Genomic DNA, 26,938 nt, shown 5'->3' with positions numbered 1-26,938 from the left:
TGCCGACGCCCGCGAAAAGATGGAGGCTTGGCGCAGGCTCTACAACGAAGATCGACCCCACAGCGCAATCGGGTGCAAGGTCCCGATATCGCTCACCGACGTCAGCGGCGCCCCCGGCCTGCCGTCATTACGAAGCCCGGGAGTTCCAGAACCGGGCGGTCCAACCTTCGGGGTCAGCGCAGATCAGCCGCGGATTCCGGTTCCGGCTGGATGAGACGCAGGGGTCACGTCAATCGGGCCGAGCCTCAGGCGGCCGCGATTTCGCGCCGGGTTGCGAAGGTGTCTGCCCGGAGCAACTTCACAGTTCGGCAGTAGCTCAGGAGAAGGTGGATGTTGAGGAGGTTGCCCGGGCTTGTCGCGCCGCGTCTCGGGTAGTCACCCGGTTTTGGTGTCAACGCCCGGCCGTCTCCCGATCTCGCGGCTCGGGGCGGTGACCGAGCATGCATCGCGGGCGGTCGGTACGATGAGATCGACCTGTGGCGTCGCCGCGCGGGACGGCGCGCCGGGTCTGGAAAGCAGGCGGTCGGCGGCTCGCCCAAACGTGCGCCTGTCGGCGCTGCGCCGCGGCGGGCGACGGATGCGCCGACGCCACCAGGACGGGCCGGGGCCTCGCCCGCGACGGGCGAGGTCGGAGCGGATCGCGTCCGGAGGTCAGGGCGCCGCGCGAAGGCCGAGCAGTCGACGCGCCTGCGCGGGCGTCGCGACCGGGCGGTCGTGGCGGGCGCAGAGATCGACGACCCGGCGCACGAGGGCGGCGTTGGAGGGCGCGAGCGTGGTCCGGTCGAGCCGCACGTTGTCCTCCATCCCCGTGCGCGCATGTCCGCCGGAGGTCACCGCCCATTCGTTCAGCGTCAGCTGATGCGCGCCGATTCCGGCCGCGCACCAGGGCGCGTTCGCTCCGAAAAGGCGCTTCACGGTGGCGATGTAGAAGTCGAAGACCTCCCGGTCGACCGGCATCGCGTTCCTCACCCCCATCACGAACTGGACGTAGGGCGTGCCCGCCAGCCGCCCGTCCGCCTGCATCTTCGCCGCCTGGAAGATATGCGACAGGTCGAACGCCTCGATCTCGGGCTTGATGTCGTGGGCGAGCATCTCGGCGGCCAGCCAGTCGACCAGGTCCGGCGGGTTCTCGTAGACCCGGGTCGGGAAGTTGTTGGACCCGACCGACAACGAGGCCATGTCCGGCCGCAGCGGCAGCATCCCGCCCCGCGTCTTCCCGGCGCCCGAGCGACCGCCGGTCGACAGCTGCACGATCATGCCGGGGCAATGCGCTTCGACCCCCTCCTTCAGACGGGCGAACTTCTCGGGGTCGGAGGACGGCGAGCCGTCGTCGTTCCGCACATGGGCGTGGACGATCGAGGCGCCGGCCTCGAACGCCTCGTGGGTGCTCTCGACCTGCTCGGAGATCGAGATCGGCACGGCGGGGTTGTCGGACTTCTGCGGCAGGCTGCCGGTGATCGCGACGCAGATGATGCAGGGGGTCATATGCGCCTCATACGTCGAAGAAGACCGTCTCGCCGTCGCCTTGCAGGCGAATGTCGAAACGATAGACGGGCTTGCCGTCGCGTTCCACTCGTTCCGCGATCAGGGTGGCGCGGCGATGCTCCCATTCCACGAGGCGCAGCACCGGATCGGCGGCGTTCGCCTCGGCCTCGTCGGCGAAGTACATGCGGGTGTTCAGGCCCACGTTGATGCCGCGCGCGACGATCCAGAGGTTCAGATGAGGCGCCTGCGTCCCGACGTTGCGGCCGCGGGTGGGGCCGGGCTTGACCGTCTCGAACGCCCAGTCGCCGGTCTCGAAATCGGCGATGACGCGGCCCCAGCCGCGGAAGCCGTCCTCGACCGGGCCGCCGCCCTCGGGGTGGGCGTAGCGGCCGGCCGCATCCGCCTGCCAGACCTCCAGCATCACGTCCTTCACGGGCGCGCCCATGCCGTCGATCACCCGGCCCTCGACCCGGATCCGCTCGCCGGCCGCATTCGGCCCGGCGATGTCCCAGCCCAGCTCCCGGCGGTAGATGGCGAAGCCCGCCGCGCCCGGCGCCAGGCCGATGTGCACGTAGGGGCCCGCGGTCTGCGAGGCGGTCTCGCGCAGGTAGTCGGTGCGCTGCGGCATGATCAGTTCCCCTCCAGCCGGTTCTCGAACAGGGTCGAGCGGCGGCCCCGCAGGACGATGTCGAACTTGTAGGCGACGGCATCCAGCGGGATCGTGGCGTTCAGGTCGAGCTTCGCGATCAGCTGCTCGATCGCGTCCGGGTCGGGGATGGTCTGCACGATGGGGCAGATCGGCACGAAGGGGTCGCCCTCGAAATAGCACTGGGTGATCAGCCGCTGCACGAAGGCCGCCCCGAAGACCGAGACGTGGATGTGCGCCGGCCGCCAGTTGTTCACGTAATTGCGCCACGGATAGGCGCCGGGCTTCACGGTGCGGAACATGTACCGCCCCTCGCCGTCCGTGATCGTGCGCCCGCAGCCCCCGAAGTTCGGGTCGATGGGGGCGAGGTAGGTGTCCTTCTTGTGCCGGTAGCGGCCGCCGGCGTTGGCCTGCCAGATCTCGACCAGCGTGTTCGGCACGGGGCGCGCGTGCTCGTCCAGCACCCGGCCGTGCAGGATGATCCGCTCGCCGATCGGGCTCTCGCCGGGCTTCGCGTAGTTGGTCAGCAGGTCGTTGTCGCCTGGGTCGATGTCGTCGTGCCCGAAGACCGGCCCGGTGACCTCCGAGACCGAGTTCTGCAGCGAGATCATCGAGCAGCGCGGCGAGCGCGCCACCGACGTCTTGTAGCCCGGCGTCAGCGCCGGCGGATGCAGGGTGCGGTCGCGCTGGTGATATTCGGCGAGCGGTCCCATGGCGCCGTCTCCTCCCATCTGCGGCGGCCCCTCGGGACGGGGCCGGCCTCCCGCCTTGTCGGATACAGATGCGCGGAGCGGATGAATATTGACGGATCGTGGTTGATCCATGCCAATTCCGGTATGAACTGGGAAGCCCACCTCCGCCTGCGCCACGTGCGCTGTTTCCTCGAGATCGCCCGCGCCGAAAGCGTGTCCGAGGCAGCGAAGCGCCTGCACCTGACCCAGCCCGCGGTGTCGCGGACGCTGCGGGAGCTGGAGGAGATGATGGGCGCCCGCCTCTTCGACCGCGTCGGCCGGGGCCTGCGCCTGAACGAGGCGGGGCGCATCTTCCAGGCCCACGCCGCCGCCTCGATGGTCGAGCTGATGCGCGCCCGCGACCGGCTGGCGGCGGGGGCGGGCCGCGCGGTGCGGCTGTCGGTGGGGGTGCTGCCGACGGCGGCGGCGACGCTGGCCCCGCGCGCGGCGCTGGCTTTCGGCGCCCAGATGCCCGAGGCGCGGCTGCACATCCTCACGGGTCCCAACTGGCTGCTGTTCAACCAGCTTCGCGACGGCTCGCTGGACCTGGTGGTCGGCCGCATGCCCGAGGGGGCGGCGGCGGCCGGCGTGACGTTCGAGCAGCTCTACATCGAGGACGTGGCGCTGGTCTGCCGGCCGGGCCACCCGATCCTGTCGGACCCGCGCCCGCAGGCCCGCATCCCCGACTTCCCGCTGGTGCTGCCCCCGCGCGGCGCGGTGATCTGGCCGACGGTCGAGCGCTACCTCGCCAGCCTCGGCCTGCCCGAGGCGCGCGGCGCGGTCGAGACGGTGGCGTTGCCGGTGGGGCGGCGGATCGTGCGCGAGAGCGACGCGCTGTGGTTCATCTCGCGCGGGGTGGCGGCGGACGAGCTGGCGTGGGGCGTGCTGGCGGGGGTGGACCTCGCCTCGCCGCTGCTGTCGGGGCCGGTGGGGATCTCGGTCGCCCGCGCGGCGCCGCTCAGCGTCGCGCGGGCGGTGTTCATGGACTGCCTCAGGGCCGCCGCGCCAGCAGCGCCCGGGTTCCCGCCATGACGCGGGCGAGCGCCGCGTCGGGCCCCTCGGCCGCGGTCAGGGCGGTCATCGGGACTTCCAGCGACAGGGGCAGGTCCGCGGGCAGCGCGGCGACGAAGGCGGCGAGGTCGATCCCGCCCTCGCCGGGCGGCAGCCGCTCGCCGCGGGCGGCGTGCAGCAGGTCCTCGGTCGAATAGGGCGGGTGGACGGGCGCGTCGCACAGGTGGGCGAAGCGCAGGCGGGCCGGCGGCGCGGCGCGCAGGTCCGAGAGACGGCTGGCGGAGCGGTCGAAATGCAGGCTGTCGACCAGCACCCCGACCCGCGGCCCCGCCGCCTCCGCCAACGCCAGCGCCGCGGGCAGGTCGGGGACCACCGTCCAGGGGAAGAACTCCAGCGAGACGCCGATCCCCCGCGCCTCCGCCCGCTCCGCCAGCGCGCCTATGCGGTCGGCGAGCCGGGCGAGGTCCGGGTCGTAGGGCGCGGCGATGACCTCCTTCGCGCCCAGCGCGGCGCCGGCGTCGAGGAACGGGTCCAGCGCGGCGGGATCGGTGTCGGGCTCGATCTTCACGAACTCGATGTCGTGGACGGCAAGGCCGGTCTCGGCCAGCGCGGCCTGCGTGGCGCGCAGGGCGGCGGGGTCGTCCATCAGCGGATAGCCGGGGCTGGTCTCGGTCACCCGGATCAGGCGCAGGCCCACGGCGTCGAAGCCGACGCGGGCGGCGGCGCGGATCAGGTCGGGCGGCGACAGCTCGATGGCGGTCAGGTGAGCGAGGCCGATGGGGCGGGTCACTGGTCGTCTCCCGGGACCGAGGACGCGGCGGCGTGGCGCCCCGCGATGAAGCCGAAGGTCAGCGCAGGGCCGAGGTTGATGCCCCCGGCGGGATAGTGGCCGCCCATCACGCTCGCCATGTCCGTGCCGGCGGCGTAGAGGCCGGGGATCGGCCGACGCTCGCCGTCCAGCGCCCGCGCATGGCCGTCGGTGCGCAGGCCCGCGAAGGCGCCGAAGCTGCCGGGGATCACCTTCACGGCGTAGAAGGGCCCGGTCTCGATGGGGGCGAGGCAGGGGTTCGGCGCGACCGACGGGTCGCCCTGCAGGCGCATGTAGGGCGTGGTTCCGCGGTGGAAGTCCGGGTCCTCGCCCCACCGGGCGCCCTCGTTGAAGCGGGCGACGGTGCGGGCCAGGCCCTCGGTGTCGATGCCGCAGGCGGCGGCGAGCGCCTTCAGGGTGGCGCCGCGCCGGAGGTAGCCGGATTTCAGCCAGGGCCCGAGCGGCAGCGGCGCCGGGCGCACGATGCCCAGCCCGTAGCGGCGCAGGAAGCGGTGGTCGCAGACCAGCCAGCTGGCGCATTCGGCCTCGGGCGGGACGGAGGCGAGCATCTCGCGCACGTAGTCGTGGTAGCCCAGCCCCTCGTTGCAGAACCGCGCGCCGGTCGCCAGCACGCCGATCACCCCGGGTTTGCCGCGATCGATGATGTGGGGGAAGACGCCGGAGGAGCCGTCGGGCCAGCTCACCCGCGAGACGGGGCACCAGGCGCCCGGCGCGGCGAGGTCCAGCGCCTGGCGGGCGCCCACGCTCTCGCCCAGGCGCAGGCCGTCGCCGTCGGCGGTGGGCACGGCGAGGGAGGCGTGGGACTCGGGCCGCGGGAAGGTCGCGGCGCGGCGGGCGAGGTCCTGCGGATAGCCGCCGCAGGCCAGCACCACGCCTCGGCGGGCGCGGACGGTCAGCGGGCCCTCCGGCGTGGCGAGGCGGGCGCCGACGACGACGCCGTCCTCGGTCAGGAGGCTCTCGACCCCGCTGCGCACCCGCAGGTCCACGCCCAGATCGCGGGCCGAGCGGACCAGGCGGGCGACCAGCGCATTGCCGTTGCGCAGCTCCATCGCCCGGCCGTGCAGGGCGCGGTCGCGCAGGCCGCGGGCGAGGCGCAGGGCCACGTAGGCGGCGGATTTCGCCGAGCGAGTGGCGGTCAGGAAGGCCCGCAGGTCGGCGCCGGCCTGGATGGTCATCCCGAGGAACGAGGTCTCCCGGAGCGGTTTGCGCAGCAGCCCGATGTCCGCGCCCAGGGCACGCCCGTCATAGGCTTTCGCGATCACCGATCGACCGCCCATCCCCGCGCCCGGCTGGCGGCTGTAGGTGTCGGGGATGTGCAGGCCGCCTTCGAACTCCAGCGCCGTCTCGCGCTCCAGGAACCCGACCATGTCCGGCGCGGCGGCGAGGAAGGCTTCGACCAGCTCCGCGTCGAACTCGGCGCCCAGCACGGCCTCCAGGTAGCGTCGCGGGGCGCCCGGCTCCTCCTCCACGCCGCCGCGTCGGCAGACGGGGTTGCCCGGCGCCCAGATCCAGCCGCCGGACCAGGCGGTGGTGCCGCCCAGGACCTCGGCCTTCTCGGCCACGACCACCTTCAGGCCGGCATGGGCCGCGGTCACCGCCGCCGCCAGGCCGGCGGCGCCGGAGCCGGCGACCAGCAGGTCGCAGTCGAGGATGCGGTCCGGGGCGGGGTCGGGGGTCGGCATGGCAAAAGCTCTCGCGCAGCGTCGGCGGGGGGCCGCGCGCAGGCTTGGGGATCGGCTGGATAACGTCAAATACCCATTCGTCCGATCCAATAACATCATGTTAATGTGCCCGCCCCGAACTCCGAGGGTGGAGAGGCGACGACCCGATGGCCGACCTGACGCTGAGACAGATCGAGGTGATCCGCGCGGTGATGATGACCGGCACGATCTCGGGCGCCGCCGAGATGCTGAACGTCTCGGCCCCCGGCGTCAGCCGGCTGGTGAAGCACACGGAGGAATCGCTCGGCATCCGCCTGTTCGAGCGCAAGGCGGGGATCTTCGTCCCCTCGGTCGAGGCGAGCGCGGTCTTCGACCAGCTGCGCGAGGTCTACAAGGGCGTCGCCAACCTGCAGTCCGCCGTCGGCGCCCTGCAGAAGGGCGAGAACGTGCTGCTGGCCTTCGCCTCGGCCCCCTCGATCGCCCAGTTCGTCGCCGCCCGCGCCATGCGGCGGATCCGGGCGCGGTACCCCGACCTCTACATCGACCTCAACATTCTCAAGATCGAGGAAACGGTGGACTACCTGATGCTCGAGCGCGGGGAGTTCGTGATCATGTCCTCGGCGGTGCAGAACGCCGCCATCGAGAACGAGGAGATCGCCGAGGGCCGCGTCGTGGTGATCCTGCCCGAGGGGCACCGCCTGGCCTCAAGGAAGACCGTCTCGGTGCGCGACCTGGCGGACGAGCCGATGATCGGCGTCGACCCGACCGATCCTTACGGGCGGATGCTGGCCCAGCCCTTCCTGGACGCGGGCATCCCTGTCCGCCACTCGATCCGCGGGCGCTTCGCGCAGACCGTGGTCAGCCTGGTGCGCCATGGGTTGGGCGCCGCGGTGATCGACGAGTTCTCGGTGGCCGAGGTCTACATGCCCGGCCTGGTGCGCCGGCCGCTGGCCGAGGACGTGCCCCTGCGCAGCTACGTCGCCCGCAAGAAGGGCCGGGTGCTGTCGGGCTTCGCCGAATTCGCCATAGAGCAGGTCCGACGCGAGCTGGCGCGGGCGGTCGAGGACGGTCCGCGCTACCGCGGATCGTAACATCAGGTTAACGACTCCCACGAATAGGTATTTGACGTTACGACGACGGGCGACCATGGTCCGCCCTGTCACGAGAGATCGTGCCCGGCTGGGAGAGAGCCGGCTTCGAATGGGAGGAATACCATGAAGACCTTCGTCATCGGCGCCTTCGCGGCGCTGGGTCTCGTCGCATCCGCCGGCGTCGCCGCGGCCCAGTATCCCGCCAAGGAGATCCAGGGCGTGATCCAGTGGGGCGCGGGCGGCTCGACCGACACCGTGATGCGCTCGGTCACCCCGCATGCCGAGGAGGCGCTGGGCGGCACGGTGGTCATGCAGAACATGACCGGCGGCGTCGGCGCCATCGCGCTGAACCACGTCGCCGGGCAGGCGGCGGACGGCTACACCCTGCTGATGGGCGCCGAGAACCCGCTGCTCTACAAGGTCATGGGCCTGGGCGACAAAGACTATTCGGACTTCACGCCGATCACCATCCTGGCCCGCGGCACCCCGATCCTGGTGGCCCGGCCCGACGCGCCCTTCGACGACTACGCGGGCATGATGGAGTACATCAAGGCCCATCCGGGCGAGGTCCGCTTCGGCGCCACCGGCCCCGGCGGCCTGCCCTCGGTCGTCACCGCGATGATCCAGTCGGTCGAAGGCGGCCTGGACGTGATCGCGGTCCCCTACGACGGCGACGGCCCGGCGCTGACCGCCCTGCAGGGCGGCGCCATCGACGTGATGCCCGCCGTTCTGGGCGCCGCGATCGAGAGCATCCGCGGCGGCAAGATGAAGCCGCTGGCGCTGATGGACGTGGCGGCGTCGGACAAGCTGCCCGAGGCGAAGCCGGTCACCGAGTTCAACGCCGCCTACGAGACCTACCTGCCCTGGGGCCCGTTCTTCGGCGTCTTCGTGAAGAAGGGCACGCCTGACGACATCGTCGCCAAGCTGGTCGACGCCTACGCCAAGGGCGCCGAGGCCGAGGACTTCAAGACCCTGATGGACAACCGCGGCTTCAAGATGATGGGCCTGTCGGGCGCCGAGGCCGAGGCCTTCCTCGCCAAGTGGCAGCAGGGCACGACCTGGCTGCTGCAGGACGCGGGCCTGACCAAGGCCTCGCCCGAGAAGTTCGGCATCGCCCGCCCCGCGGACTGATCCCCGACCGTCGCGGCCCCGCCGGGCGCGGGGCCGCGGCCCATACGCCCGAGACAACGACTTCGACGGCGCCGCGCCTCCCCCCGCGGGAGGCGCCGAAGACCGGCGCCGCCCTTCGACCCGAAGCGCGGCGCCGTTTTCGTTCAGGGGCGACGAAGCCCCTCCAGGGATGCTGAAGCGCCCCGCAGACCGATCCCGGAGACACGGGCGGGAGGAAACCATGACCAAGTACGAACCGGACCACCACGACGGAACCTCCGACGCGACGCCGGGCGGCTACGAGACCGAGCGCCGCCCCGGGGAGCTGGTCTTCGCGCTCGTGATGTTCTTCGGCAGCCTGGCGCTGTTGTGGAACGCCTACGGCATCTCGGGGTTCGAGGCGCTGTCCGCCCCGGGCACCGTGCCCATGGCGACCAGCCTCGTGATGGCGGTCACCGCCGGAATGGTGGCGCTGCGCACCCTGCGCCTGCCCCGCGCGGCGGCCGAGACCTTCGTGCGGGACATCCTGCCCTGGGTCGTCGGCGTCTTCGTCCTGTTCCTGCTGGGCTACGGGATCCTGCTGGTGCCCTTCGGGTTCCTGCCCACCTCGGCCCTGTTCCTGGTCGCGGCGATCAAGCTGCTGGCCCGACGCGGCTGGGTCTGGACGCTGGCGGTCTCGCTGGGCTCGCTGCTGGCGATCTGGCTGGTGTTCCGCATCGTCTTCGCCGTGCTGATGCCGGCCGGGGTCTTCCCCGAGGCCGAGCTGATCCAGATGTTCCGCGACCTGTTCGCCTCCGCGCCCGCCGGGGGGACGAACTGATGGACGCGTTCTGGGCCTTCCTGACGGTCTTCTCCCAGCCCGAGCTGCTGCTGCTGGTGGGCGTGGGGACCTTCGCCGGCGTCTACGTGGGCGCCATTCCCGGCCTGTCGGTGACGATGGCCGTGTCGATCCTGATCTCGTTCACCTTCAGCTGGGACGTCTATCCGGCGATTTCGCTGATGATCGGGATCTACATGGGCGGGGTCTACGGCGGCTCGCGCACCGCGATCCTGCTCAACATCCCCGGCGCGCCCTCGGCCATCGCCACGGCCATGGACGGCTATCCCATGGCCCTGCGGGGCGAGGCCGGGACCGCCATCGGCGTCACCACGGTGATGAGCTTCCTGGGCGGCTTCATCGGCATCGGCGTGCTGGCCGCGGCGGCGCCGGCGGTGTCGGACTTCGCGCTGACGTTCCAGCCGCGCGACTACATGTTCCTGGCGCTGCTGGGCATCCTGCTGGTCGGCTCGCTGTCGCAGGGCTCGCTGACCAAGGGCATCTTCGCGGGCGCCCTGGGCATCGCGCTGGGCGCGGTCGGCCGCGACCCGCTGACCTTCTCCGAGCGCTTCACCTTCGGTCTGCCCGAGATGCAGTCGGGGATCAGCTTCATCGCGGTTATGATCGGCATGTTCGGCGTCTCGGAGGCGCTGCTGCAGCTCCACCACGTCGACACGCCCGCGATCCGCCAGAAGATCACCCGCATCGTCCCCTCGCTGGGCACCGTGCGCCGGCACCTGCCGCTGTCGATCCAGACCTCGGCCATCGGCGTGTTCATCGGCGCCCTGCCGGGCACCGGCGGCGACATCGCGGCCCTGATGGCCTACGACCACGCCAAGCGCGTGACGAAGGCGCCCGAGCGCCCCTTCGGCGAGGGCGCGATCGAGGGCCTGGTCGCCCCCGAGACCGCCAACAACGCCGCCGTCGGCGGGGCCTTCATCCCGATGATGACGCTGGGCATTCCCGGCGACGCGGTGACCGCGATCATGATCGGGGCGCTGTTCATCCACGGGCTGAACCCGGGCCCGATGCTGATGATCGACAAGCCGGACATGTTCTGGTTCATCGTCGGCGCGCTGGTGGTGGCCAACTGCTTCATGCTGATCTTCGGCCTGACCGGCATCAAGCTGTTCACCAAGATCGTCGAGATGCCGCGCGCGGTGCTGATCCCGCTGATCCTGCTGCTGTCCATCGTCGGCGCCTACGCGGTGAACAACTCGATCTCCGACGTCTACTGGATGCTGGGCTTCGGCGTGTTCGGCTACTTCATGCGCCACTACGGCTATCCGCTGGGGCCGGTGATCCTGGGGGTGATCCTGTCGCGCCTGCTGGACGACAACTGGCGCCGGGCGATCATCTCCGAGCGGGAGGACATCGGCCGCTTCTTCCACGGGGTCGTGACCAGCCCGCTGTCGATGACCCTGTTCATCGCGGTGATCCTGATCTTCGTCTCGCAGACGCCGCTGTGGACGAAGGCCAAGGCCGCCGTCTTCGGGCGGAAGGCCTGACCATGCCCGCCGCCCGGCCTCCCGTCCCGATCGCGGTCGTCGGCGCCGGCGCCATCGGGCGCAGGCATGCCGCGCTGCTGGCGGCCTCCGGACCGGGGCGGCTCGCCGCCCTGGTCGACCCCGCGCCCGAGACGGCGGCGCTGGCCGCGCGCCTCGGCTGCCCGCATGTCGCGTCGCTCGACGACCTGCCGGCCGCGACGGCGGGCGCGATCCTCGCGACGCCCACGCCCCTGCACCTGCCCCAGGCGCTGACCTGTCTGGAGCGCGGCCTTCCGGTCCTGGTCGAGAAGCCGGTGACCGCGACCGCGGCCGAGGCGGAGACGCTGGCCGAGGCCTCGGCGCGGAGCGGCGTGCCGGTGCTGGCGGGGCACCATCGCCGTCACAACCCGCGCATCGCCGCGGCGAAGGCCGCGATCGAGGGCGGCCTGCTGGGCCGGGTGATCTCGGCCCAGGTCTCGGTCCTGCTGTGCAAGCCCGACGACTATTTCGCCCCCGACTGGCGGCGCGCGCCGGGCGCCGGGCCGATCCTGACCAACCTGGTCCACGACATCGACCTCATGCGCCACCTGCTGGGCGAGGTCGTCGAGGTGCGGGCCCTCGCCTCCTCCGCCATCCGCGGCTTCGAGATCGAGGATTCCGCCGCCGCCCTGATGCGCTTCGAAAGCGGGGCGATGGGCGCCGTCGCCGTCTCCGACGCCGCCGCCGCGCCCTGGAGCTGGGAGCTGACGGCGGCGGAGAACCCCGACTATCCCGCCACCGGCCAGTCCTGCCTGTGGCTCGCGGGGACCGGGGGCTCGCTGGAACTGCCCTCCCTGCGCCTGTGGCGCCAGCGCGGGCCGCGCAGCTGGTTCTCGCCGATGACGCCCGAGCTGCTGCCCGTGACCGACGCGGATCCGCTGGTCGGCCAGCTCGACCATTTCGCGGCCGTGATCCGGGGCGAGACCGCGCCCCTGGTCTCCGCCGCCGACGCCGGACGCTCCGTGGCGGTGGTCGAGGCCATCGCCGCCGCGGCCCGCCCCTCCCCTGCCGAAAGGAAGGCATCATGACCGCGCAGCTCCATCTCGGCCTGATCGGCGACAACATCGCGCGTTCGCGGTCGCCGCTGCTGCACCAGCTGGCGGGCAAGCAGAACGGCGTGAAGGTGCGCTACGACCGGCTGATCCCGCGGGACATGGGACAGGACTTCGACGCGGTCTTCGCCGCCTGCGCCGCGGGCGATTTCCGAGGCGTCAACATCACCTATCCCTACAAGGAGGCGGTGACCGCGAAGCTGGCGATCCCCGATCCGCTGGTCCAGGCGATCGGCGCCGTGAACACGGTCCTGTTCGAGGTCGACGGGCCCCAGGGCCACAACACCGACCATACCGGCTTCATCGCCGCCTATCGTGGCGCGCGCCGGGACAAGGCGCCGGGCGCGGTCTGCCTGATCGGCGCAGGCGGCGTCGGCAGGGCCATCGCCTTCGCGCTGCTGGCGCTGGAGGCGGCCGAGATCCGCCTGGTCGACCGCGACGCAGCCAAGGCCGAGACGCTGGCCGACGACCTGCGCCGCGCCGGCCCCGCGGCCGCGATCCAGGTTCACGCGGACGCCGGGACCGCCGCGCAGGGCGCGGCCGGCCTGATCAACTGCACCCCCATCGGAATGGTCGGATACGGCGGCACGCCGCTTCCGGCCGAAGCGATGGCCGGGGCGGAGTGGGCCTTCGACGCCGTCTACACCCCCGTCGACACCCGGTTCCTGCAGGACGCCGGGGCCGCGGGACTGGACGTGATCTCGGGCTACGAGCTGTTCATCTGGCAGGGCGTCCACGCCTGGGCGCATTTCGCCGGCCTGCCGCTCGACGTGGCCGCCCTGCGCGCCAGCCTGCTGACCGAAGAGGAGGAGCCGGCATGAAGACCTCGATCGCCACCGTCTCGATCTCGGGCAACCTGCGCGAGAAGCTGGACGCCATCCAGAAGGCCGGCTTCGACGGGATCGAGATCTTCGAGCAGGACTTCATCGCCGACGCCGGCTCCCCGCGCGAGATCGGGGCCCTGGTGCGCGACCACGGCCTCGAGATCATGCTGTTCCAGCCGTTCCGCGACTTCGAGGGCCTGACCGGCGACCTCCGCGCCCGCGCCTTCGACCGCGCCAGGCGCAAGTTCGACGTGATGGGCGAGCTCGGCTGCGACCTGGTGCTGGTCTGCTCCTCCCTCCACCCCGCGGCCCTGGGCGGCATCGACCGCGCGGCCGGCGACTTCGCCGAACTGGGCGAGATCGCCGCCGCGCGGGGCATCCGCGTGGGCTACGAGGCCCTGTGCTGGGGCCGCCATGTCAACGACCACCGCGACGCCTGGGAGGTGGTGCGCCGCGCCGACCACCCCAACGTCGGCCTGATCGTCGACAGCTTCCACACGCTCGCCCGCAAGATCGCCCCGGACACGATCCGGCGCATCCCCTCCGACAAGATCTTCTTCGTGCAGCTCGCCGACGCGCCGCTGATCGACATGGACCTGCTCTACTGGTCCCGCCATTTCCGCAACATGCCGGGCGAGGGCGACCTGGACGTGACCGGCTTCATGGCCGCCGTCGCCGCCACCGGCTACGACGGGCCGATCAGCCTCGAGATCTTCAACGACCAGTTCCGCGGAGGCCGCCCCGAAGGCCTCGCCCGCGACGGCCACCGCTCCCTGGTCGCGCTGATGGACCGCGTCCGCCGGGTCGAGCCCGACATCCGCATCGCCGCTCCCGAACTCCCCGACCGGGTCGAGGCGCAGGGGGTCGAGTTCATCGAGTTCGCCACCTCCGACGCCGAGATCGGGCCGCTGTCGGCGCTGCTTCAGTCGATGGGCTTCGCGCATGTCGGCGACCATATATCGAAGAAGGTCGCGCTCTGGCGCCAGGGCGACGTGCGCGTGGTCCTGAACCGGGAGACGGAGGGGTTCGCCGCCTCCGCCTACGCCATGCACGGCACCTCGGTCTGCGACGTGGGCCTGCGCGTCTCCAGCGTCGCGGACGTCGTCGCCCGCGCGGTGGCGCTGGGCGCGGCCACGTTCGAACAGCCCGTGGGTCCCGGCGAGCTGCAGATCCCCGCCATCCGCTCGGTCGGCGGAAGCGTCCTGCATTTCATCGACGAAGGCTCCGGCCTGGCCGACGTCTGGGATATCGAGTTCCGGCCTGTGGGCAACCCGGCCGAGGCCGAGCCCGGCGCCGGCCTGACCCGCGTCGACCACGTGGCCGAGACGATGAACTACGACGAGATGCTCAGCTGGTCGCTGTTCTACACCGCCATCTTCGCGATGGAGCGCGCGCCGATGGTCGACGTCATCGACCCCGACGGCCTCGTCCGCAGCCAGGCGATCCGCTCGACCGCGAACCCGGACGGCCTGCGCATCACCCTCAACGGGGCCGAGACGCACCGCACGCTCGCCGGCGCCTTCCTGGCCGACAGTTTCGGCGGCGCGGTCCAGCATGTCGCCTTCGCGGCCGACGACATCTTCGCAGCGGCCGAGCGCATGGCCGCCCGCGGCTTCCAGCCCCTGCCGATGACCGAGAACTACTACGCCGATCTCGCCGCCCGCTTCGCGCTGGATCCCGCGCTGCTGGCGCGGATGCAGGACTTCAACATCCTCTATGACGAGGACGCCTCCGGCGCTTTCCTGCAATTCTACTCCCGCCCCTTCGCCGACGGCCTGTTCCTCGAGGTCGTCGAGCGGCGCGGCGCCTATGACGGCTACGGCGCGCCCAACGCGCCCTTCCGCATCGCCTCCCAGAAGCGCCTGATGCGCCCGAAGGGCATGCCGCGCCGATAGGCGGATCGGCGCGCCCGCCGCCGGCGCATCGACGAGCCTCCTCGCCCCGATCCTGCGGCCGGCGAACCCCGGGGCCGGCTTCGACACGTGAACGTCGCTGCGCCCGCGAGCGACATAGGAGCCGCCTCAGGCGGCGGCGATCTCGCGCCAGGTCGCGAAGGCGTCCGCACGGAGCCTCTTCATCGTTCGGCGGGAGAGCAGGCGGCGCTGGATGTTGAAGCTGTTGCAGGCGGCGGCGTGGGTCGACAAGGAGCGCCGGGCCAAGGCGGGCGATCTCAGGCGCTCCTTCTTACGGGTCGGTTGGTGCGAGACTTCTGCGCGGCTGTTCAAGCTGCCGCTGGTCGCATGCCGGTCCGCCAAGCCGAGATCCCGCAAAGCCGCACCATATGAGCGCAGACGATCGCTCGCGATGGTATCCGGCACGAAACCTTGCCGCTTGAGAAGTCCGCGCAGCGATTTCAGCCTCGCCTTCCGACCACGCCGCGGCTGAACGTTCACCTCAAGCACCTCGACCTCGTTTTCGAAGGCGCGCCAGAGGTAGTGGATCCGGCCCCGAATTCGGATGAAGACCTCGTCCAGGTGCCAGCGGCCGGTGGCCCGAGGGCGTCGCTCCCGGATCCGCTGGGCCTAGGCGGCGCCGAACTTCAGAGTCCAGTGCCGCACCGTCTCGTAGGAGACGTCGCTGCCGCGCTCGGCGAACAGGGCCTCGACATCGCGATAGCTCAGGGCGAAGCGAAGGAAGAGCTAGACAGCGTGCTGGATGATGACCGGCGGAAAGCGTCGGCGGGCGTGGGAGAGGCGGCGCATGCCCGGACCTATCGTGTCGCGTCTCGGGCCGCCATCCCGGTTACGTGTCAAAGCCGTCGACCCGCTTGGCGTTCGGAGCGCCCCCCGCGAAGTGGTCCACCTGCCGAGATAGGATAGTCCCGGTACAAGGAGGACCCGAGGATGGGTGGGAAGCGAGACAAGCCGGAAGAGATCATGTCGAAGCTGCGCCAGGGCGAGGCGCTGCAGGGCCAGGGCATGTCGGTGGCGGAGGCTGTTCGCCAGATCGGTGTGACGCAGCAGGCCTGCTACCGGGGGCGGCGGCTCTACGGCGGCATGGGGCGGGAGCAGCGCAAGCGGCTCAAGAACCTTGAGAAAGAGAACCAGCGGCTGAGACGGGCGGTGTCCGACCTGACGTTGACAAGCTGATCCTGACCGAGGCCGCACGGGAATATTGCTGAGCCCTTCGCGCGAGAGCTTCAACGCTGTTTCCGCGACGAGCTGCTGGATCGGGAGGTTTTCTTTTCCCTATGCGAGTCGCAGATCCTCGTCGAGCGATGGCGCGTGCGCGACAACGCCGTCCGGCCTTACCGCGCCCTCGGCGACCGCCCGCCCGCTCACGAGGCCGTCGTCCCCGTCGACCAGAGACCCGTCATGCACCGACAATTCCAATGGACCACTCAGTCGGGGCAGGCCAGTCCGAGCATGCGAAAAAGGGCCGCTCGCTTCGGGCGACGACCTGCTGGATCGGATGTCGTCGAAAGCCGTTTCGTCGCCTGCGACGCGATCCAAGCTGGCGTATTCTGATGCCGTGGAGAATATGACCGACGGCGCCGGGGGAACCAGCGGGGAGGGACGACGTGGCGGTGTTCTGGCGAATCTGGGCGACCGCATCGGCATCGCTGGCGATCACGTTGCTGATCCTGGTCGGACTGACCCTGCTGCAATACCGGAACGTGCAGCGGACCCTTCTCTCCGAACGCGTCGCCGTGCTGGCCCAGAACACTGCGGAGCCCTTCGTCTCGGCCATGGCCATCGGGATGCCCCTGGCTTCGGTCCGGAACGCCAAGGCGCTTCTCGAACGGGCGCGGCAGACCGACGACGCCATCATCTCGATCCAACTGCTGGAGCCGGGCGGGCGCATTCTGAGCCATGCCGGCGAAGAAGGGGCCGACGCCTCCAACCTCGCCACGCTGGCCGACTGGTCCGCGGGGGCGGTCAACCGGTTCGAAGGCGGCCGCTTCGTGTCGGTCACCCCGATACGAGGCGCAGCCGGCGGCTCGCCGGGGGCGATCGTCGTCTCGCTCGACGCCGCCGACAGCGTCGACAGGGCCTGGGCGATGGGCGCCGAGCTTGCAGCCGCCGGCGTCGCTTTCCACGTCGTCGGATCCCTCGCGATCGGCCTGTCGCTCCGCCGGGCGTTCGCCTCGGAGATTGCGGCCTTCGACGCGGTCGAGCAGGACGTCGAGCTGTTCGAGCGCGACATATGGCGCGGCGAGCCCTCGGCCCCGGGCGAGGGCGGCGAGCTTCACCGCGTGCTGACCGAAGCGCACGCAAGCTACCGCGCGGCCGCCTTGCGCAGCCTCGCGGACGGCGCCGCCAACTGATGTCGAACAATCTCGACCGGCTGGACGCGCCGCATGTGCGCGCACGCATGACCGCCGTGCTCACGGTGGTGACCGCGCTGTCGGTGTTCCTGTTCAGCTTCGTGACGCTCGTCTCGCTGGACCGCGCCGTCGCGCCGGAACTCCAGCAACGCACGCGCCTCATCGGCGTCGTGGTGCGCGACAAGCTGCAGGACACCCTCTCCGCGGGGATCCCGATCCGCGCCCTGGCGGGGCTGGAGACCTATCTCGGCGCCACGATGGACGAATTCTCGGAGATCCGCCGGATCTCGGTCGTGACCGCCCGGGGCGAGCTGGTCGCCGCCGTCGAGCGTCCCGAGGCGCAAGCTCTGCTCGACCGGATCGAGATCGGTCGGCGGCTGGGGATCGCCGGCGCCGAGCTGCAGATGCCGATCCTCGTGGGCAACGAACTCGTGGGGCAGATCCGGATCGTGAGCAGCGCCCAGTTCGTCGAGGCGCGGATCCGCTCGGTGATGACCGACGCGTCGATGCTGGCGCTGGCCGCGATCCTGATCGGGGTCGAACTGACGCTCGTCGTCGCGTCGCGCTCGATCTGGCAGCCCTTGCGCGCGATCGTCATGCTCGGTCGGCAGCAGGCAGGCGGCAGCTTCGCGCATACGGTCGCGCCGACCGGCCTGGCGACGATCCGCCTCGTCGCCCGGCGTCTGAACGATCAGGCGGTTCATCTGGCCGAACGCGCCTCCGCCGCGGCCCCGGAGCTTGCGCGGAAGCCGGTTCGGATGGCGATGCCGGGCCTCGCCGACATGCGGCTGGCGCTGTTCGCCTTCGTGGCGGCGACCGAGGTCACCGCATCGTTCCTGCCGGTCTTCGCCCGCGGCGCCTCCCGCCCCGAGTGGCTCGATCCCGGTCTCGCGGCCGCCGCGCCCTCGATGCTCTACCTCGCGGTGCTTGCGATCCTGGCGCCCCTCGCCGGTCGCCTGGTCGCTCGGCTCGGACCCCGCACCGTCTTCGCGGCGGCATCGGTTCCGGCGGCCGTCGCGCTGGTGGGCATGGCCGCGACCGACGACCTGATCGGCGTGATCGCCTGCCGCGGCGCCATCGCGATCTGCTACGGCTTCGCCACCATCGCTTGCCAGGACTACGCCCTCGCGCTGCGCGGAGGCGCCGGCGATGGCGAGGGGGCCAGGGTTTCGGCGGTCATCATGGCCATGGTCTTCGGCGGGACCTTCTGCGGCGCGAACATCGGCGGCATCTTCGCCGACCGCTACGGCTACGATGCGACCATGATGCTGGGCGCCGCTCTGGCCGTGCTCGCCGGGCTGATCGGCTGGCGCGGTCTCGCGGCTTCGGGAGCCATGCCGCCGCATGCGGAGCGATCCGGGCCCGTCGCGGCGCCGTCGCGGCCCGTCGCCTTCTATGCGTTCCTGTTCGGCATCGTCGCGCCGATGAACCTCGTGACCGCGATCTGCATCTGGTACATCACTCCCCTCCGCCTCGCCGCGCTCGGGGCCTCGCCGGCCGAGATCGCGCGCGTCGTCATGCTGTTCTACCTGTTCCAGCTCGTACTCGGACCGGTCGCGGTGCGGCTGGCGGGCTCGCGCTTCGGACTGGCTCTGACGATGGTCGCGGGCGCCGCCGTCGCCGCGTCCTCGCTTGCGGCCTTCGGGTCGGAAACCTTCTGGCTGATGACGGGAACGGTCGCCGGGGTCGGCGCCGGACTCGCTCTTGTGCGGGGGCCGGCGCTGGAATTCGCCGCCCACCACGCCGCGAGCGCGCCGGGACGGCTGCACGTCTATCGCGTGGTCGAAAGGTCGGTCGCTCTGGTCGGACTTCTCGCAGCCGCTTCGGTGATCGGCGGCGAGGACAACGATCGCATTCTCGGCTTTCTGTCCCTTCTTGTCTTCGTCGGGCTGCTGATCTTCAGTATCGCCGCAGCGGTCACGCGCAGGACGAGGGGAGGGTTCGGCAATGACGGCGTGGAGGCGGGGCGCGACGGTTCTCGCGCTCTGGATCGCGGCCTGTTCGGCGGCAGTCGCCGAGGGCGGCGCTAGGATCGCGATCGTCACATGGCGGGGCTGCGAGGAGGCGTGCCAGGGCTTTCAGGACCATCTGAACGCCACCGGGCGTCCGATCGAGTTCACCGTTCTCGACGCGGGGCAGGACAAGACCAGCCTGCCGGGCATTCTCGCCCGGGCCCGCGCCGACGCGGCCGACCTGATCGTGACCTGGGGCACGACCGTCACAATCGGCATCGGCGGCACGCTCGAGACGCAGGGCGCGCCGGACCTGAACTCGGACATCCCGCAGGTCTTCATGATCGTCGCGGACCCGGTGGGCTCCGGCGTCGTGCGCTCGCTCGACGAGACCGGCCGTGCCAACATCACCGGCACCTACAACCGCATGCCCGAGACCGTGACGCTGCAGACGATCCGGAGCTTCCTGCCGACGGTCAGCCGGATCGGGCTCCTGTTCAACGCCGACGAGAAGAACTCGACGGTGAAACGTGACGAGGTCGCCGCGCTCGCGGCCGCGCAGGGGCTCGAGCTCACCGCGCTGGAGATCGCCCTCGACGCCGACGGGAAACCTATGGCGGCGGACATCGCCCCGAAGATGGCGGCGCTGAAGGAGGCGGGCGTCGAATTCGTCTACCTCGGAAGTTCGTCTTTCCTTCAGGCCCATGCCGTCGAGCTGGGACGCGCCGCCGAGGCGGCGAAGATGCCGGTGATCAGTCCCTACGAGGACATGGTCCGCGACGGCGCCGCGCTGATTTCGGTCGCGGCGCGCTACTACGACGTGGGCCGTCTCGCCGGCCAGCAGGCCGAGAAGATCCTGTTCGAGGGCGTCGCCCCCGGCGATCTCCCGGTTCTGCGGATGAGCGAGTTCGCCGTCACGATCAACATGTCTGTGGCAAGCGCCATCGGCGCCTACCCGCCGATCGGCCTCATGCAGATGGCGGAGATCATAGACTAGCGCCGGGCGGGCTTCGACGCATCAAATGGATGGCGCGGCGAGATGCGGCGCATGCCCGGACCCATCGCGTCGCGTCTCGGGCCGCCATCCCGTTTGCGTGCCAAAGCCCGGGAGCCGGCAGGCGGAGGCGGCCCGGTCGATCGTGCGACCGGGCCGCCAGCGCAGCATGAGAGCTCAATCGCTCTTGGGCAGAGGCATCGCCGGGGTCGCGGAAAAGCTGAGCTCGCGCGCCACCGCCGCCCATCCGGCGGGCTGGGGCGCCAGCTTCGACAGGGCGTGCCCCTCGGGCGCGGTGATCTCCATCCCGACCAGCTCGCCCCCGCAGAACTTCCCGGCGAAGGCGTACTGCGTCACCGCCAGTCCCTCGGCCCACTCGGGCTTGCTCGGGTAGTTGATCACGCCCGTGCCGGCCCCGCAGTCTCCTGCCTTCACCGAGGCGTTCAGCACCTGCGCGCCGTCGACCTGGGCTGCGCCCGTCAGAATGCCCTCGCTCTCCGCAAGCGTCACCTCGCCGGCCTGAGAGTCATACCCGAGCCCGGCCATCTTCTTGGCGTGGACGGTGTCCGCGACCCACAAGATGTAGCGGCCCGGATTGCCGGTGATCGAGTTCATCCCTGACAGGTCGGCCCAGACATAGCTGCGGGTGTAGGCCTCGACCGAGTCGCTTCCTTCCGAGGTGTAGACCTGCAGCCCACCGGTCACGCCTTCCGTGGGCTCCAGGCCCTCCGGCAACATTTCCCGGACCGCCGCTTCGTTCAGGGTCACGCCTATCAGCATGTGCGTGTTGCCGCGCACCACGTAGGGGACGTTCTCGGCGCTCCATCCGGCGTTGGCTGCGGCCGCCAGCGCGACGACGGCCGTCGCAAGCATGTTGCGAAGTCTATGCATTCTCACCTCCCAGTGAATTGGGCATCGCCCATTTTGTTTTTTGCGGCGTCAGGCCGGAGCGGGACCCGATCTGTCTGAATCGCATGGGATTCCCCCGAGGTCGCGCTTCTGATCCCGCATTCGCCATTCGGCTTGCTCCGCCGAGGCTACCGTTGCGGCAGACGGTTCTCCAAGCGATTCCGATCTTGGCCCGTTCGGAGCTTCGACCTGCCTGCCGCTCAGAAGACGCCAGCGGGGGACGCTGCGCTTGCGGCGGATCCGAGGCGTGCGAACCCTCGCCGGCGTGCACGCCTCCGTCTCCAGCCGCTTCAGTCACGAACGCAGCCGGTCCAGCCGGACCGTCTTCAAGGCCAGCCGTGGCGCCGCCCTCGACGAGTCGCGACAGCTCCGCGACGCCTGAGGCGGGGCGCACGGTCGAACAGAGGCAGGTTCGGATTTGTCCGACACTTCCACCACCCGCTCTGCGCGAACGGCCCGAATTGATACGGCTCCGGCCGGATTCTTCGTTTGGGGCGCTGGTAATAGGGTTTCGGCTATTCACCTGCCTTGTTGCGGAAAGGCCTGAAAGCCGTCCCTCTGGGCCGATATTTTCCGAACCTGTTGACCGCGCCGTTTTGGCGAAGAGCTTCCCAAGTCATAAGAAACGAATAGCCTTCCCAGCCACGAAGCAGTTGGGCTTGGTCACGGCAAGAAGAGGGGGCGGTTCATGGATCCTCCTCATCGGCTCCGCCGACATTTCGGGCGGATCCGTTCCAGCGGGGGAGGGCCGGTTCGCACGAATGGCCGCGGTCGGCGCCGAGCCTTGGGCAGGCCATCGGCTTGACCGAGCGCCGCCCCCAGCGTGCGTCGCCGTGTCGGAACGACCAGGGCGCAACGAAAGACGGCGGACCCTTCGCAGGATCCGCCGTTCATCAACCGGCCGCTCTTGCGGCTCGAAGTCTCAGGCAGCCTTGGCGTCCGCCGTGCCGGCGATCTTCGCGGCGGACTCGGCATTTGCGGCGACCTTGCCGGTGATCTCTTCGCCGGCCTTGGAGGCCAGGTCGGCGGTTTCGGCGCCGACCTTCTGGGTCTCTTCCGCATAGGCCGTGGCGCTGCGCGCGAAGAGTTCCGTCTGCTTCTGCATGAACTCGGTGCAGGCCTTGCCGTATTCGGCCGGGTCGCTGCGGACCTGGGAGAGCTCACGCACGTTCGAGAGCGCTTCCTTCGCGATCTCGCTCGCCATGTCGGTCGCCCGGGTCCCGGCCTCGACGGCGAACGCCGCCATGCGCTCGTTGATGGTGGCCCAGGTCATGAAGATGTCCTGGAAGCCCTGCGAAGCGAACGGGCTCTGCATGTTCTTGGCGGTGGATTTCGCGGTCTGCTTGGCCATGTCGGGTCTCCTTTCGGGAGCATCTGCATCTCATCGTCTGCTAGTAGAGATAATGCTGCGTTGCAGCATTTCAACCGCGCTACGCTGCAATGCAGCAAGAATTTTTAGACCGATCGGGGTGGCTGCATCGTCGATACCGGGGCCGGGACGGACGGCGTGACCTGCTCTTCCGCCGAACGATGAAGACGTTTCGCAGGCAGGCCTTCGCGGCCTGGCGCGAGATCGCCGCCGCCTAATGTCGGGTCCTATGTCGCTTGCGGGAGCAGCTATGCTTACGTGTCACAGCCTGCAGCCATGTTCACACGCGCCTCGGAGTTCTCTCATGTCAGTAACAGGAAGGCGCCTGTCGCCTTGGGACGCAACCTTGCCGCGGGCGTGGCGGTCCGCGCGTCGGCGCCTGGTCCGCGCGATGACGGTCTGCGGCTTTGACACGTAAACCGGATGGCGCCCCGCCCCTATCGCGTCGCGCCTAGGACCGCCATCCGGTTTACGTGTCAAAGCCGATGCGGCGCATGCCCGGGCCTATCGCATCACGCTTCGGGCCGCCGTCCAGCTTACGTGTCAAAGCCCTTGAGCTAGCTGGGGGCTCCTCGCCCAGCGCGCTTGCGTCCCCAGCGACCGAGAACTACCCAATCACCACCCGCAGACTCTCGTCATGAATGAGAGATCCTCGGGCGCAGGTCACGTCCGCTTGACTTGCGGCCGCACCGCTGGCACGCGCCGAGGATGGTCAAGAGATCCTCGAGCGGACGGCCCGCCGCGCTCTCTCAGGCCCGGCCGCCGCAGCGCCGCCGGGGACGGGAGCGGTTCGCCCGCCTCCTGGACGTGACCGAGCAGCTTCTGGTGGAGCGTCCGGACGCCGACGTCACGCTGGCGATGATCGCGGAGCGGGCGGGCGTGCCGTTGCCCTCGGTCTATCACTTCTTCCCCAACCGCAACGCGATCCTGATCGAGCTGGCGCGCCGCTATCACCAGGACCTGACCGAGCTGAACCTGCGGCCCATGTCGCCGCCCCCGGACAGCTGGCAGCAGCTGGTGCGCGCGCGGCATGCGATCGGGCGCGATTATCTCAATGCCCACCCGGCCGCGCTGCGGCTGTTCATGGGGGCCGGGGTCAGCGTCGAGGTGCGCACGCTGGACCTGAACGGGAACACCTCGATGGCCGGGCGGCGGGCGGCGCAGATGCGGGAACGCTTCGACTGCCGGGGGCTCGACGGCCTGGAAGAGTGGCTGGGCAACGCCTTCGGCCTGATCGACGGGATCTGGGCGATCTCCTGGGCGCGCCACGGGGTGGTGACGGACCCGTTCCTCGAGGAGTCCCTGCGCGCCGCGGTGGCCTATCTTCGCTGCTACCTGCCCGAGCATCTGCCGACGCTTCCCGCGAACAGCGGCGAGTTACCCGAATAAATTCGGGTTTCAGGCAGACCCGCGAGGGCGGGCGCGGCGGCTCGCGAAACGCGGCCCACGGCGTCGCGCGCCGAAAGAAGACCGGACAATCAAGCGGTTCGACCGCGTCGGCAGGCGCGACCGCCCCTGGCCGCACGCCTGCGGAAGCGATGATCGGCTGCGTATGAATAGTCGTTGCCGGTCGAATTCCCACTCCGCTAGCCTTCTCTGCGAACCCCAGTTCCAGAAGGCCGGAGACCGCCGCGATGAGACGCAACACCAAGGATGCCGAGCTTCGTGAGCGCGCGGCCCAGGTGATCCCCGGCGGCATGTATGGACATATGTCCACGGCGATGATGCCCGACGGCTATCCCCAGTTCTTCGCCGAGGCCGAGGGGACCCGGATCACCGACGTCGACGGCAACGTCTACATCGACTTCATGTGCGCCTACGGCCCGAACCTTCTCGGCTATGGCCAGCCCGACGTGATGGCGGCCGTCCAGCGCCAGCAGGCGCTGTCGGACACCGTGACCGGGCCGGGCGAGCCGATGGTGCAGCTGGCCGAGGCGATGGTGGACATGGTCTCCCACGCCGACTGGGCGATGTTCTGCAAGAACGGCGGCGACGCCACCACCATGGCGCTGATGATCGCCCGCGCCCGGCAGGGCAAGCGCAAGATCCTCGTCGCCCACAAGGCCTACCACGGCGCGGTCCCGTGGAACACGCCCCGCCCCGGCGGCGTGCTGCCCGAGGATCGCGCCCACCTGATCTATTACGACTACAACGACCCCCAGGCGCTGGAGGACGCGGCGAAGCAGGCGGGCGACGACCTGGCCGGGATCTTCGCCGCCCCGTTCCGGCACGACACCTTCGCGGACCAGGAGCTGCCCGACGCCGAATACGCCCGCGCCGCCCGGGCGGTCGCCGACCGCCATGACGCGCTGCTGATCGTCGACGACGTGCGCGCCGGCCTGCGCATCGCCCGCGACTGCAGCTGGGAGACGCTGGGCGTGCGCCCCGACCTCTCGGCCTGGGGCAAGGTGCTGGGCAACGGCCAGCCGATCTCGGCTCTGATGGGCAATGACAAGGCCCGCGAGGCGGCGCGCAAGATCTTCGTCACCGGTTCGTTCTGGTATTCGGCCGTGCCGATGGCGGCGGCCGTCGAGACCCTGCGCATCGTGCGCGAGACCGACTACCTCGAGCATCTCCAGCGCATCGGCACGATGTTCCGCGAGGGGCTGCTGGAGCAGGGCCGGACCCTCGGCCTGCCGATCAAGTCGACCGGCCCCGCCACCATGCCCATGGTGCTGTTCGACGACGACCCCGACTTCCGTTTCGGCTATGCTTTCTGCCAGGCGGCGATGGAGCGGGGCGTCTACCTCTCGCCCTACCACAACATGTTCATCAACGCCGCGATGACCGAAGACGACATCCGGCAAACGCTCGACGCGACAGGCGCCGCGCTCGAGCACGTCAAGAAGAACCGCGCATCCATCGAGCCGCCCACCGCCCTCGCGGCGATGGCGGCCCTGGTGGCCGAACACTGACGCGGTCGACAGCAAACGCGCCGACAGGGAACCCGACCATGACCCACTTCTATTCCGCAAAGGGCCTTCGCGCCCTCGCCTTCGCGGGGGCGGCGCTGGCCGCCCCGCTGAGCTCGCTTCCCGCGCTCGCCCAGGGGTCGGACACCCTGGTGATCGCGCGCTCGATGGACGTGAACTCGCTCGATCCGCAGCGGGCCTTCTGCGACACCTGCCAGTTCTACCTGACCGCGGTCTACGAGACGCTGGTCACGCTGGCGCCCGACAACAAGTCCCTGGTCCCGAACCTGGCCGAGAGCTGGGAGGTCAACGACGACTTCACCGAGTTCACCTTCCACCTCAAGGACGCGACCTTCGCCGACGGCAGCCCGGTCGAGGCCTCGGACGTGGTGTGGAGCTTCGAGCGGCTGAAGAACCTCAAGGGCTCGCCCTCGTTCCTGATGGACGGCCTGGTGGGGGCCGAGGCGGTGGACGCGAAGACCGTGAAGGTCACGCTCGAGGCGCCGAACGGGGAGTTCCTCAACAAGGTGTCCGCCCCCTACGGCGGCATCGTCAACGCCGAGGTCGCCATGGCCAACGGCGCGATCGCCGGCGAGGAGGCCGCGACCGGGGACAAGGCCGAGCCGTGGTTCCTCGCGAACTCCGCCGGGTCCGGCCCCTACATGCTGAAGGCGTATTCGCCCGAGGCGGAGCTGCGGCTGGCGCGCAACGACGCCTACCACGGCGAGGCGCCCGCCTTCTCCGAGATCGTGGTCACCCAGATCACCGACGCCGTGAGCCAGGCGCAGGCGCTGGAGACCGGGCAGGTCGACATCGCCATGCAGATCGACCCGGACACCGCAAGCTCGATCCGCTCGGACGACGTGACGACCGAGGTCGTGCCCTCCTACAACTTCCTCTACGTCGGCTTCATCCCCGGCGCGAAGGGCATGAAGGACGTGCTCACGCCCGAGGTGCGCACCGCCCTGGCGCTCGCCATCGATTACGACGGCATGCTGGACTTCACCGTGGGCGGCGCGGGCGCCAAGCAGGCCGCCCCGATCCCCAACGGCTTCCCCGGCACCGCCGGCCTGACCCCGCGCTCGCGCGACCTGGACAAGGCCAAGGAGATGCTGGCCGCCGCGGGCGCCGAGAACCTGAAGCTGGTCGCGGGCTACCCGAACGACAACGTCTACGGCGTCGACTTCAACATCATGATGCAGAAGGTCCAGCAGGACTTCGCCGAGGCGGGCGTCGAGCTGGAGCTCAAGCCCCTGACCTGGTCGGTCTGGCGCGACGAGCTGGGCGCGGGCGAGTGGGGCGTGACCGCGATCTACTACGCGCCCGACTACTACGGCTCGGGCCAGTACGTGTCCTACTTCGGCATGATGGACGGCTTCCCCTGGGCCAAGCGCGCAGGCGTGGGCGACAGCGCCCTGGTGCGCAACGAGACCGAGGAGAAGCTCTACGCCGAGGCGCTGGCCGCCTCGGGCGACGAGGCCGACGCGGTCTACGCCCAGATCGCCGAGGAGATGATGAAGGAGGCGATCATCCTGCCCCTCGTCTCGCCGAACCTGGTGCTGGCCTACCGGTCGGACATCGAGGGGGTGCGCTACTCCGCCTGCTGCAACCTGCCGCTGGCCGAGATCAGCCGCAAGTAAGGCCTGCCGGCGGGCCCCCGCGGCGCCCCGGGCCTGACCCGGGGCCTCGCGCGGCCCGCCGCGTCGCGCGGCCCGCCGCCTCGCGGGGGGAGGGCCGGACGCAGGACAAGGA

Annotated in this window: 23 protein-coding genes and 2 pseudogenes; 17 read left to right on the top strand and 8 right to left on the bottom strand. The window is 70.4% G+C overall.

Annotated features, from left to right (window positions below; all coding sequences use genetic code 11):
- The coding region (locus tag P2H44_RS25580) for an integrase core domain-containing protein (protein ID WP_462976324.1) at positions 1-214 on the top strand (214 nt) is incomplete at its 5' end.
- 437 nt (positions 215-651) lie between these two features.
- Here P2H44_RS25580 and P2H44_RS24590 read toward each other — a convergent pair.
- From P2H44_RS24590 to pcaH, 3 genes are read right to left on the bottom strand one after another with little or no spacing between them, the layout of a single operon-like run.
- Positions 652-1,485 carry a 3-oxoadipate:acetyl-CoA acetyltransferase gene (locus P2H44_RS24590; RefSeq protein WP_275768038.1) on the bottom strand — a complete coding sequence of 278 codons (834 nt, stop codon included), beginning with the start codon at positions 1,483-1,485 and terminating at the stop codon, positions 652-654.
- Positions 1,486-1,492: 7 nt separating this feature from the next.
- The gene (pcaG, locus tag P2H44_RS24585; protein ID WP_275768036.1) at positions 1,493-2,113 is read right to left on the bottom strand and encodes a protocatechuate 3,4-dioxygenase subunit alpha; all 621 of its coding nucleotides are present in this window, start codon (positions 2,111-2,113) and stop codon (positions 1,493-1,495) included.
- 2 nt (positions 2,114-2,115) lie between these two features.
- Positions 2,116-2,844, bottom strand: a complete 729-nt coding sequence (gene pcaH / locus P2H44_RS24580) for a protocatechuate 3,4-dioxygenase subunit beta (RefSeq protein ID WP_275768034.1) — start codon at positions 2,842-2,844, stop codon at positions 2,116-2,118.
- Between the two features lie 102 nt (positions 2,845-2,946).
- Here pcaH and pcaQ point away from each other — a divergent pair, with 102 nt between their 5' ends.
- Positions 2,947-3,894, top strand: a complete 948-nt coding sequence (gene pcaQ, locus P2H44_RS24575) for a pca operon transcription factor PcaQ (protein ID WP_275768031.1) — start codon at positions 2,947-2,949, stop codon at positions 3,892-3,894.
- Here the strand turns inward: pcaQ and P2H44_RS24570 are convergent.
- Both P2H44_RS24570 and P2H44_RS24565 read right to left on the bottom strand, forming a co-directional pair.
- Entirely contained in the window at positions 3,854-4,663 is an 810-nt protein-coding gene (locus P2H44_RS24570) for a sugar phosphate isomerase/epimerase family protein (RefSeq protein ID WP_275768029.1), read from the bottom strand. The two genes, pcaQ and P2H44_RS24570, sit on opposite strands and share 41 nt — an antisense overlap.
- Positions 4,660-6,384 carry an FAD-dependent oxidoreductase gene (locus tag P2H44_RS24565; protein ID WP_275768027.1) on the bottom strand — a complete coding sequence of 575 codons (1,725 nt, stop codon included), beginning with the start codon at positions 6,382-6,384 and terminating at the stop codon, positions 4,660-4,662. The genes P2H44_RS24570 and P2H44_RS24565 overlap by 4 nt, the downstream gene beginning before the upstream one ends.
- Before the next feature lie 146 nt (positions 6,385-6,530).
- Between P2H44_RS24565 and P2H44_RS24560 the strand changes: the two genes are divergently transcribed.
- The 7 genes from P2H44_RS24560 to P2H44_RS24530 all read left to right on the top strand — a co-directional run bounded on the left by P2H44_RS24560 (position 6,531) and on the right by P2H44_RS24530 (position 14,678).
- Positions 6,531-7,454, top strand: a complete 924-nt coding sequence (locus P2H44_RS24560; RefSeq protein WP_275768024.1) for a LysR family transcriptional regulator — start codon at positions 6,531-6,533, stop codon at positions 7,452-7,454.
- A gap of 123 nt (positions 7,455-7,577) precedes the next feature.
- Positions 7,578-8,585, top strand: a complete 1,008-nt coding sequence (locus tag P2H44_RS24555) for a Bug family tripartite tricarboxylate transporter substrate binding protein (RefSeq protein ID WP_275768023.1) — start codon at positions 7,578-7,580, stop codon at positions 8,583-8,585.
- A gap of 220 nt (positions 8,586-8,805) precedes the next feature.
- The gene (locus tag P2H44_RS24550) at positions 8,806-9,384 is read left to right on the top strand and encodes a tripartite tricarboxylate transporter TctB family protein (RefSeq protein WP_275768022.1); all 579 of its coding nucleotides are present in this window, start codon (positions 8,806-8,808) and stop codon (positions 9,382-9,384) included.
- Positions 9,384-10,889: a tripartite tricarboxylate transporter permease gene (locus P2H44_RS24545; protein ID WP_275768020.1), complete on the top strand. Its 1,506-nt coding sequence runs from the start codon at positions 9,384-9,386 to the stop codon at positions 10,887-10,889. Before P2H44_RS24550 ends, P2H44_RS24545 begins: the two co-directional genes overlap by 1 nt.
- Before the next feature lie 2 nt (positions 10,890-10,891).
- Positions 10,892-11,935 carry a Gfo/Idh/MocA family oxidoreductase gene (locus P2H44_RS24540; protein WP_275768019.1) on the top strand — a complete coding sequence of 348 codons (1,044 nt, stop codon included), beginning with the start codon at positions 10,892-10,894 and terminating at the stop codon, positions 11,933-11,935.
- Entirely contained in the window at positions 11,932-12,780 is an 849-nt protein-coding gene (locus P2H44_RS24535) for a shikimate dehydrogenase family protein (protein WP_275768017.1), read from the top strand. Before P2H44_RS24540 ends, P2H44_RS24535 begins: the two co-directional genes overlap by 4 nt.
- Positions 12,777-14,678, top strand: coding sequence for a bifunctional sugar phosphate isomerase/epimerase/4-hydroxyphenylpyruvate dioxygenase family protein (locus tag P2H44_RS24530; protein ID WP_275768016.1), 1,902 nt, complete (start codon positions 12,777-12,779; stop codon positions 14,676-14,678). The genes P2H44_RS24535 and P2H44_RS24530 overlap by 4 nt, the downstream gene beginning before the upstream one ends.
- A 126-nt stretch (positions 14,679-14,804) precedes the next feature.
- Here P2H44_RS24530 and P2H44_RS24525 read toward each other — a convergent pair.
- Positions 14,805-15,485 (bottom strand): annotated as a pseudogene (locus tag P2H44_RS24525) (IS6 family transposase).
- A 141-nt stretch (positions 15,486-15,626) separates the two neighbouring features.
- Between P2H44_RS24525 and P2H44_RS24520 the strand changes: the two are divergent.
- The 5 genes and pseudogenes from P2H44_RS24520 to P2H44_RS24505 form a co-directional block, all read left to right on the top strand.
- Positions 15,627-15,915, top strand: a pseudogene (locus P2H44_RS24520) (transposase); the annotation flags it as partial.
- Positions 15,897-16,250: an integrase core domain-containing protein gene (locus P2H44_RS25575; protein ID WP_462976325.1), complete on the top strand. Its 354-nt coding sequence runs from the start codon at positions 15,897-15,899 to the stop codon at positions 16,248-16,250. The pseudogene P2H44_RS24520 and the gene P2H44_RS25575, both read left to right, overlap by 19 nt.
- A gap of 53 nt (positions 16,251-16,303) precedes the next feature.
- Entirely contained in the window at positions 16,304-17,050 is a 747-nt protein-coding gene (locus P2H44_RS24515; RefSeq protein WP_275768015.1) for a hypothetical protein, read from the top strand.
- Entirely contained in the window at positions 17,050-19,080 is a 2,031-nt protein-coding gene (locus tag P2H44_RS24510; protein WP_275768014.1) for an MFS transporter, read from the top strand. Before P2H44_RS24515 ends, P2H44_RS24510 begins: the two co-directional genes overlap by 1 nt.
- Complete coding sequence (locus tag P2H44_RS24505; protein WP_275768012.1) at positions 18,998-19,999, top strand: ABC transporter substrate-binding protein; 1,002 nt, start codon at positions 18,998-19,000, stop codon at positions 19,997-19,999. The genes P2H44_RS24510 and P2H44_RS24505 overlap by 83 nt, the downstream gene beginning before the upstream one ends.
- Positions 20,000-20,173: 174 nt before the next feature.
- Here P2H44_RS24505 and P2H44_RS24500 read toward each other — a convergent pair whose 3' ends face one another.
- Together P2H44_RS24500 and P2H44_RS24495 are read right to left on the bottom strand one after the other, a co-directional pair.
- Positions 20,174-20,893 (bottom strand): hypothetical protein, encoded by a 720-nt coding sequence (locus P2H44_RS24500; protein ID WP_275768010.1) that lies wholly within the window; start codon positions 20,891-20,893, stop codon positions 20,174-20,176.
- Positions 20,894-21,827: 934 nt separating this feature from the next.
- Positions 21,828-22,256, bottom strand: coding sequence for a phasin family protein (locus P2H44_RS24495; RefSeq protein WP_275768008.1), 429 nt, complete (start codon positions 22,254-22,256; stop codon positions 21,828-21,830).
- Between the two features lie 726 nt (positions 22,257-22,982).
- Here P2H44_RS24495 and P2H44_RS24490 point away from each other — a divergent pair.
- The 3 genes from P2H44_RS24490 (at position 22,983) to P2H44_RS24480 (ending at position 26,826) form a co-directional block, all read left to right on the top strand.
- Positions 22,983-23,663 carry a TetR/AcrR family transcriptional regulator gene (locus tag P2H44_RS24490; protein ID WP_275768007.1) on the top strand — a complete coding sequence of 227 codons (681 nt, stop codon included), beginning with the start codon at positions 22,983-22,985 and terminating at the stop codon, positions 23,661-23,663.
- A 245-nt stretch (positions 23,664-23,908) separates the two neighbouring features.
- Positions 23,909-25,189: an aminotransferase class III-fold pyridoxal phosphate-dependent enzyme gene (locus P2H44_RS24485; protein WP_275768005.1), complete on the top strand. Its 1,281-nt coding sequence runs from the start codon at positions 23,909-23,911 to the stop codon at positions 25,187-25,189.
- A 38-nt stretch (positions 25,190-25,227) separates the two neighbouring features.
- Entirely contained in the window at positions 25,228-26,826 is a 1,599-nt protein-coding gene (locus P2H44_RS24480) for an ABC transporter substrate-binding protein (protein WP_275768003.1), read from the top strand.
- Positions 26,827-26,938: the final 112 nt, after the last annotated feature.

It is taken from the genome of Albimonas marina, assembly GCF_029223255.1.
Lineage (GTDB): Bacteria > Pseudomonadota > Alphaproteobacteria > Rhodobacterales > Rhodobacteraceae > Albimonas.
This window is presented reverse-complemented; position numbering and strand designations above follow the sequence as displayed.